Raw genomic sequence first — 16441 nt, forward strand, 5'->3', positions numbered from 1 at the left:
TGTCTGAATAATGCCCGCGCATGGGTGATTAAATGCGCCTTGCGCCGGTTGGTTAATACTAGCCCGTCCCGGTAGGCTGTCGAGAGCATCGGGGCGGCGCAGGATACGCGCGGAAGGCCAAAGCCTTTAATTTGAGCGTCCCGTCAGTCGAGAGAGCGTCCGCCCCCAAGAAATCTTGGGGGTCGGCTGCGCCGTGCACCAGCTTCGGCGAAGCGTGGACCAAAGCCACCGCCAGCCCGTTGGTAAGGTGTAAGCAACGCAAAACAAAAGGAATTTAGATGTTCGAGAAGATTCGCATCAAGGAACACATGGAAATCGCCGACGCCAAGGGCCAGCACGTCGGAACCGTCGATGAAGTCGAAGGCGATGCCATCAAGCTGACCAAATCGGACAGCGGCGATGACATGCACCACTTCCTGGCGCTCGACGATGTCGAGAAGATCGACGACAACCGTATCTACCTCAAGGAAGGTGCGCGGATCCCCGCCGGTCTCGGCAACAAGGCGGTCGCCTGAGCGACCCCGCCGTTACGATCCCATAGCGGATCTCAAAAGCCCCGCCCCGGAAGTCCGGTGGCGGGGCCTTTCATATGGGCAATCGTGGCTGGTGAGAGAGGTGAGCCTAGGGCCGCCCAGACGTCACCAGAGGCCGCCTACTACTGGCAGGCGAGGCATTCCTCGTAATCGGTCTGCTCGGCGCCTGCGGCCAGTTCGAACTTCGCGGCATCGGCGGTGTTGTCCGCTTCCACGCCGCCGGCGAAACCGGCGCGTTGCACGCTCTTCGAGCGGAGGTAGTAGAGCGACTTGATGCCCTTTTCCCACGCCTGGAAGTGCAGCATCATCAGGTCCCACTTGTCGACATCGGCTGGGATGAACAGGTTCAGCGACTGCGCCTGGTCGATGAAGGGGGCCCGGTCGCCGGCGAATTCGAGCAGCCAGCGCTGGTCGATTTCGAAGCTGGTCTTGAAGGTGGCCTTTTCTTCGGTCGTCAGGAAGTCGAGGTGCTGGACGCTGCCGCCCCGCTCGAGGATCGAATTCCAGACATTGGTCGAGTTCTTGCTCTTCTTGTCGAGGATATTCTCGAGATAGGGGTTCTTGACGATGAACGAGCCCGACAGCGTCTTGTGCGTGTAGATATTGGCCGGGATCGGTTCGATGCAGGCGCTGGTCCCGCCGCAGATGATGCTGATCGATGCGGTCGGCGCGATCGCCATCTTGCAGCTGAAGCGTTCCATCGCGCCGGTTTCGGCAGCGTCGGGGCACGGCCCGCGTTCCTGCGCCAGCACCAGCGAGGCTTCTTCCGCCTTGGCGCTGATATGCTTGAACATCTTGAGGTTCCACACCTTGGCCATCGGGCTTTCGAAGCCGATGCTCTTGGCCTGGAGGAAGGAGTGGAAGCCCATCACCCCGAGGCCCACGCTGCGTTCGCGCATGGCCGAATATTTCGCGCGCGCCATCTGGTCGGGCGCCCGGTCGATATAGTCCTGCAGGACGTTGTCGAGGAAGCGCATGATGTCCTCGATGAACTGCTTGTCGCCGTTCCATTCATCCCATTTCTCGAGATTGAGCGAGGAGAGGCAGCACACTGCAGTGCGATCGTTGCCGAGATGGTCGATGCCGGTGGGCAGCGTGATTTCGGCGCACAGGTTCGAGGTCGAGACCTTGAGCCCCAGTTCGCGGTGATGCTTGGGCATCATGCGGTTCACCGTGTCGGAGAACACGATGTAGGGTTCGCCCGTGGCGAGCCGGGTTTCGACCAGCTTCTGGAACAGGCTGCGCGCGTCAATGGTCTTGCGCACCGATCCGTCGCGCGGGGACACGAGGTCGAATTCCTCGCCCGCGCGCACCGCTTCCATGAAGGCATCGGTGACGAGCACGCCGTGGTGCAGGTTCAGCGCCTTGCGGTTGAAATCGCCGCTCGGCTTGCGGATCTCTAGGAACTCCTCGATCTCGGGGTGCGAAACGTCGATGTAGCAGGCGGCCGAACCGCGGCGCAGCGAGCCTTGCGAAATTGCGAGCGTGAGCGAATCCATCACCCGCACGAAGGGGATGATGCCGCTGGTCTTGCCGTTGAGGCCGACCGGTTCGCCGATCCCGCGGACATTGCCCCAATAGGTGCCGATGCCGCCGCCCTTCGAGGCGAGCCAGACGTTCTCGTTCCAGGTGTTGACGATGCCGTCGAGGCTGTCCGACACGCTGTTGAGATAGCAGGAAATCGGCAGGCCGCGCGTGGTGCCGCCATTCGACAGCACGGGCGTGGCGGGCATGAACCACAGGTTCGAGATATAGTCGTAAAGCCGCTGCGCATGTTCGGCATCGTCGGCGAAATAATCGGCCACACGCGCAAACAGGTCCTGATAGCCTTCACCCGGCAGCAGGTAACGATCGGTCAGCGTTTCCTTGCCGAATTCGGTCAGCAGCGCATCGCGGCTCTCGTCGGTCTTCACGTCGAACCGGCGATCGAGCACCTTCTTGCTGTCATGTTCGGCCGCTTCCGAGGTCGCGCTGGCGACCGCGCCGGCCAGCGCCTGGCCAGCGGCTGCCTGGACCAGTTCGTCACTGCCCTTGTCCGTCTTGTCCATGGCGACCGCTTTCTCTTCGGTGGTGGGTTCGGGCGCGGTGTCTTGTGTGTCGAAATCCAATGCCATCGCCGTATCGTTCCCGCTCTTGAAATCCATCGTGTGCCCCGCCGTCTGAGTGCTCCGCGGGCCGCTATCAGGCCACCCGCGTTCCGGTTGTGTTCGAGTCGACGAGGCCACTGCCCCGCCTACCAATTTTGTGTGGCTCCGGGGCGAAAACTTTTCCCCTTTTTCCCCACAGCCATGCCGCTGGGGCGGGGCTCCTCAATATGGGGAGCCGGCCGCCAAAAGCTAGGTCTTGTGGGTACCCATGGTAGCCTGACCACTAGATACTGAATCAGGCGGGACTCCGGCGCAAGAGGGTCAACGCCGATTTAAGGCTGGTTCGGGCCTGGCGGAGCCGGTGCCTTATCCGGCTGCAACGCCGCGACGCGTGGACCAAGCTGGACTTCGGGCGAGCGCAAGGGGCTAAATGAATCCGTGAAAAAAATTTTGCGGGCAAAAACGATCGGTCCGGCTTGTGAGTCAATCGAATCCGGGCGCGCAATTTTGGAATCGAGGCGGGCATTCGGCACAGACTCCGGCGCTGCCGCAACCCGTCCGCAGCACGGGATCACGGCAACGCCGAAGAACAGTGCCGGGGCCGGCGCTAGGACGCGGTGCGCGGAGCCGAATTGAACGCGAATACGGTGCGTTCGCGCGGGTCGGCGAGGCGCGCCTGTTCCAGCTTCGCCAGCTGCGACGACAGATCGGCAAAGGCCTGGTGGCTGTTGGCGAGGACGATGTTGGCCTGGAAAATCTGGTCGGGTGCCCCGATCGCCGGGAGCGGATTGCTCCGGCCCAGCCGGGCAACCGCCACCAGCGCGCGACGATCCACGCTGCGCTGGCCCGATTTGCGATAGAGTTTCACATCGGCCGGGCGGCCATCGGCGCCGCGCTGGAACCGCACCATGGCAATCCCTTCGCCAACCAGCTCACGCCGCGGCCAGTCGGCGCGCAGGAGATTGCGATCGAGGTCGCGGGAAATCGTCGTCTCGGCGGCACTCTCCGCCGAGACGACGATGTCCTGCGAAGTCGCGGGGACGCCGGTCACCAGCAAGGCACCGGCAAAGGCTATAAGGGGGGATTTCATCGGATCATCCTTTCGCGTGCAAAGATGATCGGCCGCAGTCGCGTTGCACGCCCGGCACAAGGCGGGCGGCCGTCCCATGGTCCACAATCAGTGGTCGATCGGGGCAGGCCGGCGTCTGCGGGAGCCGGACGTCCTGTGCATCAGGATACGCGCGAAGGATTGCGTGTCAAACTCCCGGCGCAAGGGGGGCTCGGTGGGGCAAATGGCAACTCCCTGAGGGCACAGCGCAACTTCTCGCCTGCATCCCGAAGCGATCATTTTAGCCAAACGCAAGAATCGAGCGCAGCGGCGCAGCAGACTCGCCTTTTGCGAACGACTAGAGACAATTTCCGTTCGTCCGCCGGTCGACCGACGACGGCCATTGGTCGAACAACCACGCAAATTTGGCCCTAGTCGGCATTCGCCTTGGCATGGCCGGCGATCGCATCGGCAAGCTCGTCGACCAGCTCGAGCGGCAGGTCGTGGCCCCAGCCCGGGATGGTCTTCAGCTTGGCGCCGGGGATCGAGGCCGCCGTATCGCGGCCACCCTCGCAGGGCACCAGCGGATCGTCTTCGCCATGCAAGACCAGCGTCGGCACAGTAACGTCTTTCAGCATACCCCGGCGGTCGCCATCCGCGACGATCGCCGAGAGATGCCGTGTCGGCCCTTCGGGGTAGAAACTGCGCCGGACACTGGCGGTGGTGCGTTCGCGCAGGCGCTCGTCCTCGGTCGGATAGCCGGGCGAACCGATCGTGCGCGCCACCATCATGCCATGCTCGACCAGCACCTTCTCATCGGTGCTGTCGGGGCGGGTAACCAGCGCCTTCATCGCCTCGGGCTTGGTGGGCGGCAGCTTGGGATTGCCGGTGGTCGAGAAAATCGTGGTGAGCGACAGGCATTTGTCGGCATGCCGCGAGACGAAATGCTGAGCGATCATCCCGCCCATGCTCGCGCCGACGATGTGCGCCTTCTCGATGCCCAGCGTATCGAGCAAGCCGGCCCCGTCATCGGCCATATCGGCCAGCGTATAGGGTACTTTGGGCTTGAGCCCGAGCTTGGAGAGGAGCGTCATCTTGACCAGCCCCGGCGCCTTGACCCCATCGAACTTGTGGCTGAGGCCGATATCGCGATTGTCGTAGCGGATGACACGGAAGCCGCGGCTGGCAAGCGCCTCGACCAGTTCGTCGGGCCACAGCGTCAGCTGCGCGCCGAACCCCATGATCAGCAGCATGGGCGGGGCGGTCTTGTCGCCCTGTTCCTCGTAGTGAATCTCGATCCCGTTCGCGATTGCCTTGGGCATTGCTCTACCTCCTCCGAATTCCGGCTGGAGACCTCATCGCATGCTCATGCCCTTGTCCAGCGCAAACCGGCCTGCAGCTGTGGGTTTCGCCGGCTCATCACAATGGCGTGTGCTTACAATCCTACTGCGCCGACCGCTGGCATATCCCCGCGCGGATGGCACGCATTGGCGTGGCTCGAGGGTGAACGAAATGGCTTTGACAGCAATGGATCATCGCACGGCTAGGGCCGCCACGGCTGTTCAGCTTCCCGACTTGGACCGGGATGTAGAAGGGAATCGCGCTGCCCCATTGGGCGGAACGAGGGAACGAGCGATGGACCGACGCGACGAACAGCGAAGCCAGACGCAGGACAATCTTCGCGTCACGATCGGCGGCACCGGTCTGCGCTGTGCCATGCGCAATCTGTCGCTTTCAGGCTGCATGATCGAGTGCCGCGACCTGATTGCCGATGTCGGCACGCCGGTCGAAGTCGTGCTACTGCCCGGCTATATCGCGCAGGGCGAAGTCGCCTGGCAGCTCGGCGAGAGCATCGGCATCTTCTTCCTCGAACCCATCAGCATGGGAGTGGTGCGGCACTTCGCGCTCGACGACTGGATGCTGCGCAGCGACTGGTCGGCAGCCAATTGGCGGTCGGTAACGGGCTGATGCCGCCCCGGGTGCCTCGTCAGGGCACTAGCACCATGTCGCGCGCGACCGGGTCGGTGGCGGGATAATCCATGATATAATGCAGCCCGCGGCTTTCGTGGCGCCTGAGCGCGCTGGTCACGATCAGCCCCGCGCAATCGAGCAGGTTGCGTAGCTCGATCAGATCGGTCGTGACGCGGAACGAACCGTAATAGTCCTCCACTTCCTTGCGCATCATCTCGATCCGGTTGCCCGCGCGTTCCAGCCGCTTGGTGGTGCGCACGATTCCGACATAGTTCCACATGAAGCGGCGGATCTCGGTCCAGTTCTGCTTGATCACCACTTCCTCGTCCGAATCGGTCACGCGGCTGGCATCCCACGGCAGGATCGCGGGCGGATCATCGAGGTCGTCCCAGCACGACAGGATGTCGCTCGCCGCCGCCTCACCGAAGACGAAGCATTCGAGCAGCGAATTCGAGGCCAGCCGGTTGGCACCGTGAAGCCCGCTTTCGGTGCATTCCCCCGCCGCCCACAGACCCGGCAGGTCGGTCTTCGCATCGAGCCCGATCTTCACCCCGCCGCAGGTATAGTGCTGCGCCGGCACCACCGGGATCGGCCCCTTGGTCATGTCGATGCCGAGGCCGAGCAGCTTTTCGTGGATCGTGGGGAAATGCTCCTTCACGAATTCGGGTGGCTGGTGGCTGATATCGAGATGGACATAGTCGAGCCCATGGCGCTTGATCTGGTCGTCATTGGCGCGCGCCACGATATCGCGCGGTGCCAGCTCCATCCGCTCGGGGTCGTATTTCTCCATATAGCGCTCGCCCGTGACGGGGTTGAAGAGCCGCCCGCCCTCGCCGCGCACGGCCTCGGTAATGAGGAAATTCTTGACCTCGAGATTGTAGAGGCAGGTCGGGTGGAACTGCATCATCTCCATGTTGGAGACCCGCGCGCCCGCGCGCCATGCCATGGCGATCCCGTCACCCGTCGCGCCGCGCGGGGCAGTCGAGAACTGGTACACGCGCCCCGCCCCGCCCGCCGCCAGCACGGTCGCGCGCGCGACATGCGTCACCACGTCGCCGGTAGCCTCGTCGAGCGCATAGGCACCCCACACGCGGCCCGACCCCGAATAATCCGCCTGGTTGCGCCCGGTGACCAGGTCGATGCAGCTTTGCCCGGGCAGTAGCGTGATGTTCGGATTTTCCTCCGCCGCCTTGAGCAGCGCGGCCTGCACCGCCCAGCCGGTCGCATCGTTCACATGGACGATGCGGCGGTGCGAATGCCCGCCTTCGCGCGTCAGGTGAAGATCGCCCTCCTCGCGGTTGAAGGGCACGCCCAGCTCGCACAGCCGGTCGATCGAGGCCGGCGCGCGTTCGATCACGAACTCGACCGTCTCCTGGTCGTTGAGACCCGCCCCGGCGACCATCGTGTCACGGATGTGGTTGTCGAACGTGTCGCCAGCGTCGAGCACGGCGGCGATGCCGCCCTGCGCCCACGCAGTGGAGCCGCTGTCGAGCCGGCCCTTGGCGAGCACCAGCACGCGCTTGGTCTGCGCCAGCGCCAGCGCGGCGGTAAGTCCGGCAGCGCCCGAACCGATGACGAGGACGTCGTAAGGGGTGTCTGTCATGCCCGCGTCATGCCGACGCAATCACTACGCGGCAAGCAAGGAACGATTCGGCGCAGCGAGGTTATTGTCAGCCGCTTGCTGCACTAGGGCGCGAATCGACAGGGGACAAAACAACGGGTTTGGAAGGGTCGCGAGATCATGACTTTGGGACGTATCGGCTGTGCCTTGGGTAGGCACAGCGTCGACAACGCGAATGTAACGCGCGTCAGCGGGCAGCAGGTCGGGCGCTGCCGCAAGTGCAAGACTCCGATGGAAGAGGTCGAACCGCATTTGTGGGCGGTGCAGAAGGTCCGCGACGCAGGGCTCGGGCCGCGCGCCTTCCTGTAGCGCGCAGGCCTATCCCGCGCCGGTCAGCTGGACGAACACGTCCTCCAGGTCGGCCTCGCGGGTGGTGACATCCTCGATCGCATAACCGTGCGACTGGACGAGCGCGAGCACCTGCCCTGCGCTCGTCTTGTCGCGGTCATAGGTGATCTCCAGCCGCCGCGGCTCGATCACTTCGGCCTTGGTGAAAGCCGGTTCCATGATCGGCCCGCCGAGATCCTTGTCCACCGTGATCGAGACGATCTTTTCGCGCGCCATGTCGACCAGTTCGCGAGTCGGCTTGTCGGCGATCAGTTCGCCGTGATTGATGATCGCGATGCGGTCGCACAGCTGTTCGGCTTCCTCGAGATAATGCGTGGTCAGCACCACGGTCACGCCCTCGCGGTTGAGTTCGGTCACCAGCTCCCACAGCTGGCGGCGCAGTTCGACATCGACTCCGGCAGTCGGCTCGTCGAGCACCAGGATCGGCGGCGAATGCACCATCGCCTTGGCGATCAGCAGGCGCCGTTTCATCCCGCCCGACAGGGTGCGCGCATAGGCATCGCGCTTGTCCCACAGATGCACTGCCTTGAGCAGCTCCTCGCTGCGCCGCTCGGCCTTGGGGATGCCGTAGAAGCCGCCCTGGTTCTCCAGCACTTCGAATGGGGTGAAGAAGGGATCGAAGACGATTTCCTGTGGCACGATCCCGATCGAGCGCTTGGCGTTGCGCGGATTGCCCGCGATGTCGAAACCCCAGACCTCGGCGCTGCCGCTGGTCTTGCGCACCAGCCCGGCAAGGATGTTGATGAGCGTCGACTTGCCTGCGCCATTGGGGCCCAGCAGTCCGAAAATGCCGCCTTGCGGCACATCGAAGCTGACCCCCTTGAGCGCCAGCTTGGCCGGCGCGCCCGGACCGGGCGAGGCGTATTCCTTGACGAGATTGTCGATCTTGATCGCAGGTGGGGTGGTCATGCCGCGTGACCTAGGCTCTTGAGCAGCTCCGTCAAACCCATTATCGGCTTGCGCATGAGCCTGCCTCCTCCCGAAATCACCAAGGTCACCACGCGGCGCGTGTGGTGCGACGGCGCGACCGACATCAGGACGGGTGCAAACTACAAACCCGCCGCGCTCGGCCACCCCAAGATCTATCTCGAGATCGACGAGCATGGCTATGTCGACTGCGGCTATTGCGATCGTCGCTTCGTCCTCGAAGGCGGGCCCGCCGACGGGGTCGACCAGTCGCAGCTGATGGATATTTCCGAAGGCGCGGACCCGGGTCACCGCTGACCCCCTCGCCTTCGCCGGCGCCAGCCCCTACATAGGGTGCATGACGCCAGCGACCGACCCGCACGCCCTGCTCTACAACCAGCTCGATCCCGAGGAAGCCAAGGCGCTCACCGCGCGCCTGCTGGCCCCCTGCGACGATGGCGAGCTCTACCTGCAATTCATGGCGAGCGAGAGTTTCGCCTTCGATGACGGACGGCTCAAGACCGCCGACTACAGCCGCGACTCGGGCTTCGGCCTGCGCGGCGTGTCGGGCGAGACGACCGGCTTCGCGCATGCCAACGAGATCAGCGCCGCCTCGATCGCCCGCGCCGGCGAGACGCTGCGTTTGCTCGACGCGACCACCTCGCCGCATGCCGCACCGCCCGAGCGGACCAACCGTCATCTCTACACTGATGCCAGCCCGCTCGACCTCGTGCCCTTCGCCGAGAAGGTAGCGCTGCTCGAAAAGATCGACGCGGTGGCGCGCGCCAAGGATCCGCGCGTGGCGCAGGTCAATGCGAGCCTGTCGGCCAGCTGGAGCGCGATCGACATCATCCGCGCCGACGGGTTCACTGCTCGCGACCTGCGCCCGCTGGTCCGCCTGAACGTCAGCATCGTGGCCGAAGCCAACGGCCGCCGCGAAACCGGCAGTTTCGGATTTGGCGGACGCTATCTCTACGACGATCTGTTCGACGAAGGGCGCTGGATGCGCGCGGTCGACGAAGCGGTCCGCCAGGCGCTGGTCAATCTCGACAGCATTGCCGCCCCGGCGGGCGAACAGACCGTTCTGCTCGGCCCCGGCTGGCCCGGCGTACTGCTGCACGAAGCGGTCGGCCACGGGCTCGAGGGCGATTTCAACCGCAAGGGCACCAGCGCCTTCGCCGGACGCATCGGCGAACGTGTCGCCGCCCCCGGCGTCACCGTGATCGACGATGGCAGCATGACCGATCGCCGCGGATCGCTGAGCATTGACGACGAAGGCACACCGACCCGCGAGACCGTGCTGATCGAAGACGGCATCCTCAAGGGCTATATGCAGGATCGCCTCAATGCCCGCCTGATGGGCGTCGAAGCGACCGGCAACGGGCGCCGCCAATCCTATGAACATGCCCCCATGCCGCGCATGACCAACACCTTCATGCAAGGCGGCAGCGACGATCCCGAGGAATTGCTGAGCCGCGTCGACGACGGCATCTATGCCACCAGCTTCGGCGGCGGGCAGGTCGATATCGTCAGCGGCAAGTTCGTCTTCGCCTGCACCGAGGCCTACAAGGTCGAGAAGGGCAAGGTGGTCGCGCCGATCAAGGGTGCGACGCTGATCGGCGACGGCCCGACCGTGCTGACCAAGGTGCGCGGCATCGGCAACGACATGGCGCTGGATGAAGGCGTCGGCATGTGCGGCAAGGGCGGGCAGAGCGTGCCCGCGGGCGTCGGCCAGCCGACCCTGCTGGTCGACGGCATCACCGTGGGCGGAACCGGTTGACCCACGCGCGCGTCAACTCAGCGCAGGTTCAGGCGGTGTGATACAGTATCCGCCGCTCATCAGGAGACTCGCCATGTTCAAGCCGCTTGCCATTGCCACTGCCGCGCTCGGCCTGCTTGCCGCGCCCGTCCAGGCCGACGAAACCGAGGAAATGACCCGCGGTGAGGCCGAACTCGCCAAACTGCTCGAAGGCCGCGTCGCGGGCGAACCGCGCGACTGCATCCGCACCATCGGCAGCCGCAATATCAACCAGATCGACGGCACCGCGCTGACCTATCGCGACGGCAACACCATCTGGGTCAATTACACGCGCAATCCCGAGAGCATCGACGAGAGCGAAGTGATGGTGATCAAGCGCTTCAGCGCCACCAGCCTGTGCCGCACCGACCAGATCGAACTGGTCAGCCGCACCGGCGGCTTCCTCAGCGGGGTGATCTTCCTCGACGAGTTCATCCCCTATGCGAAGGTCGACGCCGAGGGCTGATCGCCCCCAAGGGTAGCCAGCCCGTTATCCGGGGGGCATAGCTCTCTTTTTTCGAGGAGAGCCAGATGACCAGCCCGCAAGCCCCCGTGAATTCGCCCTTCGGCTATCGCTCCACCGCGCGCGAAGTGGTCGAGGGCGTGGATCTGGCGGGCAAGACCGTGGTCGTCACCGGGGGCTATTCGGGCATCGGCACCGAAACCGTCCACGCACTGGCCGGGGCCGGAGCGCAGGTAATCGTCGGCGCGCGGCGACCCGACCAGGCCGAGGATGTCCTCGAAGGGGTGAGCGGCGATATCGCCATCCTGCCGCTCGACCTGTCCGATCCCGCCTCGATCGATGCCTTTGCGGAAGCTGTCGCCGAGGAAACCGCGGCCATCGACATCCTCATCAACAATGCCGCGATCATGGCCAGTCCGCTGGCGCGCGATGCGCGTGGCTACGAAATGCAATTCGCGACCAACCATCTGGGCCATTTCCAGCTCGCCGCGCGGCTGTGGCCACTGCTGCTGGCAGACGGCGGTGCGCGGGTGGTGGCGCTGTCCTCGATCGGGCACCGGCTCAACGGGCTCGACCTCGACGATCCCAATTTCGAGCGCCGCGACTATGACAAGTGGCTGGCCTATGGGCAGGCCAAGTCGGCCAATGCATTGTTCGCGCTCCAGCTCGACAAGCTGGGCGAAGCGCAGGGCGTGCGCGCCTTTGCCGTCCACCCCGGCGGAATTGCGACCCCGCTCCAGCGCCACCTCACCATGGAAGAGCAGCGCGCGATGGGTTGGTATGACGAGGAAGGCAATGTCCACGAAGCCTTCAAATCGACCGAGGAAGGCGCGTCGACCAGCGTGTGGTGCGCGGTTTCCCCGCTGCTCGAACGCAAGGGCGGCGTCTATTGCGAGGATTGCGACATCGCGGTCCCCGTCGATCCCGAAAACCCGCGCGCGGGCGGCTGCTGGCCGCATATCCGCGACGAGGATTTGGCAAAAGCGCTGTGGCGCAAGTCGGAAGAACTGACCGGGGTCGCCTTCCCCGGTTAAAGCGCCGCGCGGCGCATGACCGCGCGGCCCGTGAACACGCCGAGCAGGGCAAAGGCGGGTAGCATCAGGCCCGGGTCGGGCAGATCGAAGCCGAACAGCGTCGCCGTAGCGCGCGCCAGCGCGGTCAGGCCGAGCATGGCGGCAACGCCCACCACCAGCAGGCCGAAGGCATTTGCCAGCAGGCCGTTGACCCGCTCGCCCAGCAGGCCGGCGTCGTTCATCGCTGCAAGCAGGAACAGTGCGACCAGCGGCAGCAATATGCCATTGAAGGCCTGCGCGGCGAGGATGGCCGGAGCGGGGCGGATTTCGGCCAGCCCGAAACCCAGGCCGACCAGCAGCACCGCGCCCCAGACCGCGCGGAAACGCCAGCCGCTAGCCTGCCACCGCGGGTCATCCGCTCTGCCGAACAGCCCGCGCGCCGTCAGCGCGGCTGCCAGGGGGGCTGTGACCGCGGAGGAAATGCCTGCCGCCAGCAGCCCGATCCCGGCGCCCGTCCGCGCCCAGGCGCCAACGCGCTCATCCAGCACATCGCCCAGCGCTGCGAACGAAAACTCGCCCGCCAGCGCCGTGCCGACCACGAGGATCGCCGCAGTGATGACCACGCCGAGCCCGACCGAGATCGCGAGGCCGAAGCGCACGTCTCCCAGCCCCTGCCCGCGCGCCAGCGCCGCGCCGAGAAACAGATTGTAGGGGACCACCGTCGTCCCCACCAATGCCAGCACCGCGAGCAGCGCAGCGGGATCGTCGGCAAAACCCGGTGCCGGGACGAGACCCGCCAGCAGCCCGGCGGCGGGCGGCGCCAGCGACAGCGCGACGAGCAGGAAGCCGCCTCCCATCAGCGCGACGAACACCGCCATCAGCCGCGCGACGCTGTGCGGCGATCCCGCCAGCAGCAACAGCGCAGCCGCTGCCGCCAGACCCAGCGTAATGCCTGCCCGCGGCCCGTTGAAGGCGAGCATCGCCCCCGCCGCGCCGCCGAGGATATTGCCCGCTTCATAGGCCGCGCACCCCAGCAGGATCGAGCCGCCGACCAGCAGCAGCGTGGCGAAATGTGCAAACCCGGTTGGGTACCGGCGCCGCAGCACTGTCGCCAGATCGTCGCCCGTCGCCACTGCCAGCCGTCCGGCAAATTCCTGGAGCGTGAAGGTCGCGATGCCCGAGAAGAGGAGCGCCCACAGCAGCGCCGCGCCGGTGTTCGCCCCCGCGCTGGCGGCCGCCGTGACCGTGCCCGGCCCGATGAGTGCCGCCGCGATTGCGGACCACAGGAGGATCGAGCCGATACGCTTCATTGCCCGCCCTTGTGGCGCAAGCTGGCGCGCGCCGCAATCAGGCGCGGCGGCGACCCGTCTCGCACAGCGCCTGCGCGGGGCAATTGGGGCAGTCGGGAACTGAGGGGCGGCACCAGGTCTGGCCGAGCTTCTTCATCAGCAGGTGATGCTCGTCGAACTGCGCGCCCGACCAGTCCTCGGGCATGGCGGGCATGATCGCGGCGAAAGCGCGCGCGGTGCCGGCCTTGGGCGGGACCAGCCCCATCCGCTGGAGAATACGCGTGTGATGCCCGTCGAGCACGATGGCGCGCCGGTCCAGAGTGCTGGCATTCATCACGCCCGCGGCGATCTTGCGCCCGACACCGGGGAGCTGTTCGAGCCAGTCCATCGCCGCTTCGGTGTCCAGCTCGGCGAGATGAGTGAGGTCTACCGCGCCGCGCAAATCGATGAGCGCCGCAAGGCTCGCCTGCAGGCGTTCGGCGGCGACATTGGGATAGGTCTGCGTCGCGAGTTCGGCCTGCAAGTCGGCGAGCGGCGCGGTGGCCACCGCCTCCCAGCTGCCCCAGCGCTGCAGCAGCCGGTCGGTTGCGGCGTTCGAGACCTCGGACTTGGTCCGCGCGCCGATCACACCCTGCACCAGCACCCATTCGGGCTGGCGCCATTCCGCGGCCGCGCGTTCGATATGCCCGAACCGCTGGACCAGTAGCGCCTGCAGACGGCGGAGCGTTTCGGTGCGCGGATCGGGACCCAGCGGCAGCATCGGTCAGCGCCGTAGCGTCAGGCCGATGCCGGTCACGATCAGCACCCCGGCAACGATCAGTTCACTGGTCACCAGTTCGTCGAGCAGGGCGATGCCGCCCAGCGCCGCGACCAGCGGCGTGGCCAGCTGGACAGTCGCCAGCGTCGCCAGTCCCAGCGAAGGGGAAACACGGTTCCAGATGACATAGCCGAGCCCCGAGGTGACCGCACCCGACAGCATCGCGAGCAGCAGACCGGGGGTTTCGGGCATCGTTATGTCGAACGCCAGCAGCGGCAGCGCGAGCATCGCACCGATGGCAAAGCTGCGCGCCGTATAACGGCCCGCACCGGCGGACGCCCGCCCGATCATCGTATAGGCACCCCACGCGATCCCGGCGACCGCCATGAATGCGGACGGCAGCAATCGCCCGCCCTGCACTTGCGGGACCAGCAGCACCGCCAGACCCGAGAGCGAGAGCACCAGCCCCGTCCACCCGAGCCAGCCCACCCGTTCGCCGCGCGCCATGCCCGCCAGCAGGATCGTCGCCTGGACGACGGCGAACAGGATCAGTGCCCCCGTCGCCGCGGGCAGCTCGACATAGGCCCAGGAAAACATCACGACATAGGCGAACAGGCTGAGCCCACCCCCGTAATTCCATGTCCCGCCGCGCCCCAGCAGCAGCGGCGCGAGGACGATCGCCCCGGTCGCCAGCCGGACCACCGAGAAGGCGATAGGCGTGATCCCCCCTCCGGCAAGCGCATAGCGCGCAATGAGCGAATTGCCGGCAAAGGCCAGCACCGCCAGGCTGGCGAGGACCAGAACCGTCGCGAGCCTGAAAGGGCGCGCAGCCGCAGCCGGTGCGCGCGGTTTTCCCGCGCTTATTCCCACTCGATCGTGCCGGGGGGCTTCGACGTATAGTCGTAGACCACCCGGTTGATGCCCTGCACCTCGTTGATGATGCGGGTCGCGACGCGGCTGAGGAAGGCGCTGTCGAAGGGATAGATATCGGCGGTCATGCCATCGGTACTGGTCACCGCGCGCAGGCCGCAGACGCTGTCATAGGTGCGGCCATCGCCCATCACGCCGACGGTCTTGACCGGCAGCAGCACCGCGAAGGCCTGCCAGATCGCATCGTAGAGCCCGGCGTTGCGGATCTCCTCGAGATAGATCGCATCGGCCTTGCGCAGGATATCGCAGCGTTCCTTGGTGACTTCGCCGGGAATGCGGATCGCGAGGCCGGGCCCGGGGAAAGGATGCCGCCCGACGAAGATTTCGGGCAGGCCCAGTTCGCGGCCCAGTTCGCGCACTTCGTCCTTGAACAGTTCGCGCAAGGGTTCGACCAGCTTCATGTTCATGCGTTCGGGCAGGCCGCCGACATTGTGGTGGCTCTTGATCGTGACCGAGGGGCCGCCGGTGAAGCTGACGCTTTCGATCACATCGGGATAAAGCGTCCCCTGTGCGAGGAAATCGGCGCCGCCGATCCTCTTCGCTTCGGCCTCGAACAGGTCGATGAAGGCGCCGCCGATGAACTTGCGCTTCTTTTCGGGGTCGGTCTGGCCCGCGAGACCGGAGAGGAACATCTCCTCCGCATTCACGTGCACGAGCGGGATATTGTAATGGTCGCGGAACAGCGTGACGACCTGCTCGGCCTCGTTCATCCGCATCAGCCCGTGGTCGACGAAGACGCAGGTCAGCTGGTCGCCGATCGCTTCGTGGATGAGCACTGCGGCAACCGCCGAATCGACCCCGCCCGAAAGGCCGCAGATGACCTTGCCATCGCCGACCTGTTCGCGGATTTCCGCGATCTTGGTGCGGCGAAACTCGGCCATGGTCCAGTCGCCCGCGAGCCCGCAGACATGGCGCACGAAATTGGCGAGCAGCTTGCCGCCATCGGGCGTGTGGACCACTTCGGGATGGAATTGCGTGCCGTAATACTGGCGCTTCTCGTCGGCGATGACCGCGAAGGGGGCGCCGTCGCTGGTGGCGACGATGCCGAAGCCGGGGGCGAAGCGGGTGACCTTGTCGCCATGGCTCATCCACACCTGGTGCCGCTCGCCGGTCTGCCACAGCCCGTCGAACAGCGCGCATTCTTCCGATACGGTGAGATAGGCGCGGCCGAATTCGCCGCCTTCGCCGGTTTCATGCCCCGGGCGAACCTCGCCGCCGAGCTGCTCGGTCATCACCTGCTGGCCATAACAGATGCCGAGGATCGGCAGGCCGCTGTCGAACAGGACCTGCGGTGCGCGCGGGCTGCCTTCGTCGCATACGCTGGCGGGCGAGCCCGACAGGATGATGCCCTTGGGCTGGAGCCGGTGGAACGCCTCCTCCGCCTGGGTGAAGGGGGCGATCTCGGAATAGACCCCTGCTTCGCGCACGCGGCGCGCGATGAGCTGGGTGACCTGGCTGCCGAAATCGACGATGAGGATGGAATCGGGGAGGTGTTCTGCCTGCATGGGTCCCGATAAGGGCAGCGCGCGTCGCCTGTCCAGCGTTCGCAGCGCTGCTGCCGGTCATATCCTGCGCCCCGCGGCGAAGATGCATCGCTTACAACCTATCGTCGCGTATTTTGCACTTGCGAACACTTATGTTGCGATGCACAATCGCGATCAAGAACAAGGCCGAGGA

General features: G+C 65.6%; 16 protein-coding genes. 7 read left to right on the forward strand and 9 right to left on the reverse strand.

Annotation, left to right across the window (positions count from 1 at the left end):
• Window positions 1-278 precede the first annotated feature (278 nt).
• Window positions 279-515 (forward strand): DUF2171 domain-containing protein, encoded by a 237-nt coding sequence (locus VWN43_RS13145; protein WP_320181456.1) that lies wholly within the window; start codon window positions 279-281, stop codon window positions 513-515.
• 140 nt (window positions 516-655) lie between these two features.
• Here VWN43_RS13145 and VWN43_RS13150 read toward each other — a convergent pair whose 3' ends face one another.
• From VWN43_RS13150 to VWN43_RS13160, 3 genes are all read right to left on the reverse strand, one after another.
• The gene (locus tag VWN43_RS13150; RefSeq protein ID WP_320181455.1) at window positions 656-2677 is read right to left on the reverse strand and encodes a ribonucleoside-diphosphate reductase subunit alpha; all 2022 of its coding nucleotides are present in this window, start codon (window positions 2675-2677) and stop codon (window positions 656-658) included.
• Between the two features lie 550 nt (window positions 2678-3227).
• Window positions 3228-3710, reverse strand: a complete 483-nt coding sequence (locus tag VWN43_RS13155) for an energy transducer TonB family protein (protein WP_320181454.1) — start codon at window positions 3708-3710, stop codon at window positions 3228-3230.
• Between the two features lie 389 nt (window positions 3711-4099).
• Window positions 4100-4990, reverse strand: a complete 891-nt coding sequence (locus tag VWN43_RS13160) for an alpha/beta fold hydrolase (protein ID WP_320181453.1) — start codon at window positions 4988-4990, stop codon at window positions 4100-4102.
• A gap of 313 nt (window positions 4991-5303) precedes the next feature.
• Here VWN43_RS13160 and VWN43_RS13165 point away from each other — a divergent pair, with 313 nt between their 5' ends.
• Entirely contained in the window at window positions 5304-5636 is a 333-nt protein-coding gene (locus tag VWN43_RS13165; protein ID WP_320181452.1) for a PilZ domain-containing protein, read from the forward strand.
• 19 nt (window positions 5637-5655) lie between these two features.
• On the opposite strand, the gene nadB is transcribed toward VWN43_RS13165, so the two are convergent.
• Window positions 5656-7242 carry an L-aspartate oxidase gene (nadB, locus tag VWN43_RS13170; protein WP_320181451.1) on the reverse strand — a complete coding sequence of 529 codons (1587 nt, stop codon included), beginning with the start codon at window positions 7240-7242 and terminating at the stop codon, window positions 5656-5658.
• A 138-nt stretch (window positions 7243-7380) separates the two neighbouring features.
• On the opposite strand from nadB, the gene VWN43_RS13175 reads away from it, so the two are divergent.
• Window positions 7381-7569 (forward strand): hypothetical protein, encoded by a 189-nt coding sequence (locus VWN43_RS13175; protein WP_320181450.1) that lies wholly within the window; start codon window positions 7381-7383, stop codon window positions 7567-7569.
• 9 nt (window positions 7570-7578) lie between these two features.
• Here the strand turns inward: VWN43_RS13175 and VWN43_RS13180 are convergent, their stop codons facing one another.
• Window positions 7579-8517, reverse strand: coding sequence for an ABC transporter ATP-binding protein (locus VWN43_RS13180; protein WP_320181449.1), 939 nt, complete (start codon window positions 8515-8517; stop codon window positions 7579-7581).
• A 54-nt stretch (window positions 8518-8571) separates the two neighbouring features.
• Here VWN43_RS13180 and VWN43_RS13185 point away from each other — a divergent pair, with 54 nt between their 5' ends.
• The 4 genes from VWN43_RS13185 to VWN43_RS13200 all read left to right on the forward strand — a co-directional run bounded on the left by VWN43_RS13185 (window position 8572) and on the right by VWN43_RS13200 (window position 11809).
• Window positions 8572-8832: a zinc-finger domain-containing protein gene (locus tag VWN43_RS13185; protein WP_253521574.1), complete on the forward strand. Its 261-nt coding sequence runs from the start codon at window positions 8572-8574 to the stop codon at window positions 8830-8832.
• 40 nt (window positions 8833-8872) lie between these two features.
• Window positions 8873-10294, forward strand: coding sequence for a metalloprotease TldD (gene tldD, locus VWN43_RS13190; RefSeq protein ID WP_320181448.1), 1422 nt, complete (start codon window positions 8873-8875; stop codon window positions 10292-10294).
• 73 nt (window positions 10295-10367) lie between these two features.
• Window positions 10368-10778 carry a hypothetical protein gene (locus tag VWN43_RS13195; protein WP_320181447.1) on the forward strand — a complete coding sequence of 137 codons (411 nt, stop codon included), beginning with the start codon at window positions 10368-10370 and terminating at the stop codon, window positions 10776-10778.
• Window positions 10779-10843: 65 nt separating this feature from the next.
• Complete coding sequence (locus tag VWN43_RS13200) at window positions 10844-11809, forward strand: oxidoreductase (protein ID WP_320181446.1); 966 nt, start codon at window positions 10844-10846, stop codon at window positions 11807-11809.
• On the opposite strand, the gene VWN43_RS13205 is transcribed toward VWN43_RS13200, so the two are convergent.
• The 4 genes from VWN43_RS13205 to guaA form a co-directional block, all read right to left on the reverse strand.
• Complete coding sequence (locus VWN43_RS13205) at window positions 11806-13098, reverse strand: NRAMP family divalent metal transporter (RefSeq protein WP_320181445.1); 1293 nt, start codon at window positions 13096-13098, stop codon at window positions 11806-11808. The genes VWN43_RS13200 and VWN43_RS13205 overlap by 4 nt on opposite strands.
• Window positions 13099-13135: 37 nt before the next feature.
• On the reverse strand, window positions 13136-13837 hold the full coding sequence (locus VWN43_RS13210; protein ID WP_320181444.1) for an endonuclease III domain-containing protein: 702 nt from the start codon (window positions 13835-13837) through the stop codon (window positions 13136-13138).
• Between the two features lie 3 nt (window positions 13838-13840).
• Window positions 13841-14614: a DMT family transporter gene (locus VWN43_RS13215; RefSeq protein WP_330767543.1), complete on the reverse strand. Its 774-nt coding sequence runs from the start codon at window positions 14612-14614 to the stop codon at window positions 13841-13843.
• Between the two features lie 80 nt (window positions 14615-14694).
• Window positions 14695-16269 carry a glutamine-hydrolyzing GMP synthase gene (gene guaA, locus VWN43_RS13220; protein ID WP_320181442.1) on the reverse strand — a complete coding sequence of 525 codons (1575 nt, stop codon included), beginning with the start codon at window positions 16267-16269 and terminating at the stop codon, window positions 14695-14697.
• Window positions 16270-16441: the final 172 nt, after the last annotated feature.

Origin of the sequence: Qipengyuania sp. HL-TH1 (assembly GCF_036365825.1) — a bacterium.
In the GTDB taxonomy this organism is placed as follows: Bacteria; Pseudomonadota; Alphaproteobacteria; order Sphingomonadales; family Sphingomonadaceae; genus Qipengyuania; species Qipengyuania profunda.